The organism is Achromobacter xylosoxidans (assembly GCF_002192695.1).
GTDB lineage: Bacteria > Pseudomonadota > Gammaproteobacteria > Burkholderiales > Burkholderiaceae_B > Achromobacter > Achromobacter xylosoxidans_C.
In genome coordinates this window covers 1-3,887 of the sequence record NZ_MTLG01000091.1, presented here as the reverse complement: position 1 = coordinate 3,887, position 3,887 = coordinate 1, and the positions used below count along the sequence as shown (strand labels likewise).

At 63.7% G+C, this 3,887-nt stretch carries 3 protein-coding genes; all 3 read right to left on the bottom strand.

The genetic code is table 11. The features are described 5' to 3' along the window. Positions 1-145 precede the first annotated feature (145 nt). From BRO63_RS23450 to BRO63_RS23440, 3 genes are read right to left on the bottom strand one after another with little or no spacing between them, the layout of a single operon-like run. Positions 146-1,789: a TolC family outer membrane protein gene (locus BRO63_RS23450; protein WP_088142112.1), complete on the bottom strand. Its 1,644-nt coding sequence runs from the start codon at positions 1,787-1,789 to the stop codon at positions 146-148. Further along, positions 1,782-2,651 (bottom strand): hypothetical protein, encoded by an 870-nt coding sequence (locus BRO63_RS23445; protein WP_088142111.1) that lies wholly within the window; start codon positions 2,649-2,651, stop codon positions 1,782-1,784. The genes BRO63_RS23450 and BRO63_RS23445 overlap by 8 nt, the downstream gene beginning before the upstream one ends. A 16-nt stretch (positions 2,652-2,667) precedes the next feature. Continuing rightward, positions 2,668-3,438, bottom strand: coding sequence for a SapC family protein (locus BRO63_RS23440; RefSeq protein ID WP_088142110.1), 771 nt, complete (start codon positions 3,436-3,438; stop codon positions 2,668-2,670). Positions 3,439-3,887: the final 449 nt, after the last annotated feature.

Genomic DNA, 3,887 nt, shown 5'->3' with positions numbered 1-3,887 from the left:
ATCGTTGCTCGACATTTCTTGTGCGGGCGCATGAAACGCCCTGATTTAAACGATTCCGAGCCATCCGGCTGACCGCCGGATGGCTCCGCTGTTGTCTTGCGTACCGCCCCGGCCTGCGCGTCGTGCCGCAAGCCCCCCTCTGGTCCTACAGCATCTGCTGGCTGATCGCCGCGATGTCCGCGGCGTTCAGCGTGCCCGCGGCCTGCTTGAGCTTCAGCCCATCCAGCAAGAAGTTGTATCCGGCCTCGGCCTGCTGGCGCTTGGCGTTGTACAGATTGCGCGTCGCGTCCAGCACGCTGACGATGTCGTTCAGCCCCGCCTGAAAGCCCTCTTCCTTGAGCTTCAACGCCAGTTCGAACGATTCCACCGAGCTGTTCAGCGCCTTGATCCGATCGATGCCGATCACGATGTTCTGGAACGACGAGAACACCTGGCGTTGCACCTTGCGCCGCGTCAGGCTCAGGTCGGACGAGGCCGCGCTCAAGCGGCTGGCCGCCGCGTGGCTCATGCCGTAGGTGTAGCCGCCCTGGAAGATCGGCACCGACAGGTTCACCGTGAAGCGGGTGTCGGCCACCGTGCTGCCGCCGCCGAACAGGCTGCCGCCCGTCTCATTGCGGCCGGTGGACGCGCGCAGGTTGACGCTGGGGTAGTAGCCGGCTTTCTGGACCGACACTTCCTTTTCCGCCACCGCCACGCCTGCCGAGGCCGCTCGGATCGACCAGTTCTGGTCCAGCGCGGTGCGCAGCCAGGTCTGGGGATCGTTGGGCACCGGCAGCGTCATGGGCAGGTCCTTGCGCACCGGACGCAGCTTCAGGTTGCCGTAGCCGACGATCTCCTGCACCGCCTGCTGTTTGTCCAGGTAGTCGTTTCTTGCCAGCAGCGTGTTGGCATCCTGGATATCCAGGCGCGCCTGTACTTCGCTCAGCCCCACGCGGGTTTCCTGGCCGCTGTGAAAGCGCGCCTGCACCAGTTCCTGCTGCTTCTGCGTGGTGCGGCGTTCGGCCTCGGTCAGCTCGATCTGGTCCTGGGCCGCCAGCACGCTGAGATAGGCGGTTGCCGTGCGCAGCATCAGGTCTTGCTGCGCGTAGGCATAGCTGGCCACTTCCTTGCGCTCGGCCTCTTGCGACTGGCGCCACTTGTGATAAGCCCCCAGTTCGAAGAGCGGCTGGTTCAGGGTCAGCGCCCAGCCGTTTTCGGCCCAGTTGGCGCGGCCGGTCTGGTAGACGGTGTTTTCGCTGTCGACCACGTTCTGGCGGACGCGGCTGCGATTGACTTCGCCGCTCACGCTGGGCAGAAGGCCCGCGCGCGCGGAGATCACGCCATAACCCACCGCCTGCAGTTCCTGGTAGGCCCCCTGCATCTGCGGGTCGTTCTGCAGCGCCATCATGTAGACCTGGTCCAGCGTCATGGGATCGGACTGGTCCGGCAACTGCGCGCCGTTGTACGCCGGCATGTCTTGCGCCAGATAGGACGCGGGCGCCGGGAACACGGTGTTCTCGTCGAAGCGCGGCGCGGGCGCCGGCGCGACTTCGTCCATCTGGGCGCTGGGCGTGGTCTTGCCGAAGCCGGAATCCTCCTGCGGCGTGGGCTGCCCCAGCTTGAGCGGACCGCTTTCAGTCTGCGGCGCGGCAGCCGCAGGCGTCGTCGCAGCAGCTGGCGCGGATGCCGCCGGCGTCGCCGAGCCGCGCGCAGCGCAGCCCGCCACGCTCAATGCGCCCACGACCGCCGCCACCAGCATGCCCTGGCGCGCGAGCGCCGGACGGAAGAAAAGCTTGTCGTTATCAGTCATAGTAAACAGTCAAGAATTCATGTCCGTCGCGCGCTGCGCCCGCGGCCAGGCTGTACAGGCTGCGGGGTTCATCGGGCAGCAGGAAACCAAGAACATCGCTTTCCGCCAAAGCCAGGCTGGCGGCCAGACGCAGAAGATCGGGAATGAACGCCCGCAACGGCAGGTCAGCCCCACGAAAAGTCAGCGTGAACGAATCGCGCCGGGTATCGGCCTCGTCCACTTCCAGGAACATGAAGCCCGCCGGATCGGCCTGCCCGCAAGCCTGCGCCACGATGGTTTGCGCGACCTGCCGCAGGACCGGGTTGGCGAGCCTGGCCAGATAAGGCTCCAGGTGCGCATCGAACCCTGTACGGTCTTGCAGATAGCGCATGCGGTAAGCCGTCACCGCCGCCTCGCGCTGCGTCGCCGGGTGCCATTTGTAGCCGCAGCCCAGAGGCAGGACGCCGTGCTGGCGCAGCGCCTCGGGCGTGGGCATGAACTCCAGGTAGACGCGGTAGGTGCCGGCAGCGCCATCGGGCTCGTAGGCGAAGAACATGGCGCGGGCATGCTCCATGTCCTGCACGACCCGCATCCACAGCGACTGCGGCATGGCGAGCGCGCGCGACAAAGTGGCCAGATCCAGCTGACGCCAGTTTTCGCGCTGTATGCCCAGCATGAAGCGATTGCCGACTAGGCCCGCGGCCGAGAACTTCATCGACCACTCGACCCCGTCGATCTGCCGATTCTTGAAGACCGCGAGCAGGCGGTCCGCCCAGAACCTCTGTTCCCCCCGCAGCGTATGCAGGGGGATGTGGATTTCGGGTTCGGCGCCGGCTTGGCTGGGGGCCGGGCCGATCGCGGGAGTCAAGGTGGCGGTCAGCATGGCCCAGCGGCGGGAGTCAGGCCGCGGACTCGACGGGCGCGGCGTCCTGCTGCTGTGCCTTCAGGCGGCGCTGCTCGTCCAGCTGCATCGCCAGGCGCTGGACGTTGCCCAGCGACGCGCGATGCAGTTCGATCAGGCGCAGGATGCCGGCGCGGTGCAGTTCGAGCACGCGGGCATCGTCGATGCCGGCGAACTTCTGCTCGTCCACGACCCAGAAGCCGCTCAGATAGCGGTCGCCGTCAGCCTGCGAAATCGTGATGGTCTTGGCCGTGAGCAAGCCCAGCTCGTTCAGGCGCTGAGCCATGTTCTTGGTCAGTTCCATCTCGCCCTGGAACACCCGCAGGAATTCCATCATCTGCGTCAGGTAGCCGGTTTCCTTGCCGTCCTCGAACAAGGCCACGCCATCCGCCGAATTGACGCCGGGATAGGACTCGTCGATGCACACGGCCAGGCGGTCGGCCTCGGCCGTGGTGCCCAGCACGAAGGGATAGCGGCGGGCAAAGGCGGGCACGTAGGTGTCGGCCTTCCAGGTACCCAGCTCGGTCACGAACAGATTGGACTTGTCTTCCAGGCCCAGCAGCACGGCCACGTGGAAATTGCCGGCATCGTCACCCACGAACACGATGGGATAGTGGCGGCCGGCATCCGCGAACTCGCTGGCGGCGATGGGCAGAGCATTCGTGTCCTGCGCGAATGCGTAATGATCCGGCTGAATCTGGATCTTGGTGTCCTGGTGCGCCGCCCGATCCAGCGCCACAGCCCGTTCATAAAACACAGTCGCTGACATGCCTCTAACCCTCCTTGCCTGATTTTTCGCCATTCACCAACCCGAGCATTGCGTAAAGATTGCACACACTGTTGCTGATAAGCAGTCTTTTTCGCTCAAGTCAATGCATCATTTTGTCTATTGACTGCAAGTATTAGACGAGGATTGAAACTCTTCGTCTATACCTGAAACTAGGTATATCTGCTTATGGCATAAGGGCTTTTTCTGAGTTACAAGTGATAACATTGCAATAAATTGACGTATTCCGCATTAATGCGATGACTCGCCCAGCAGGATTGCAACCTTTCCAGGTCCGTGGACGCGTTGTGGGCAAGCCGGGGAAACACAGTCGATGTCTTGCCGCTTGTCCCAAAACACAAAGGGTCAGCTCAGAAACCGAGCCGACCCTTTGATTTATCTAGGGATGCTCTGCACAGCCTCCCTAATCCACGACAATAGGCTTCATTGAA

Coding starts and splice junctions, on each gene's coding strand:
- BRO63_RS23450 (WP_088142112.1), bottom strand. CDS start 1,789: ATGACTGATAACGACAAGCTTTTCTTCCGTCCGGCGCTCGCGCGCCAG.
- BRO63_RS23445 (WP_088142111.1), bottom strand. CDS start 2,651: ATGCTGACCGCCACCTTGACTCCCGCGATCGGCCCGGCCCCCAGCCAA.
- BRO63_RS23440 (WP_088142110.1), bottom strand. CDS start 3,438: ATGTCAGCGACTGTGTTTTATGAACGGGCTGTGGCGCTGGATCGGGCG.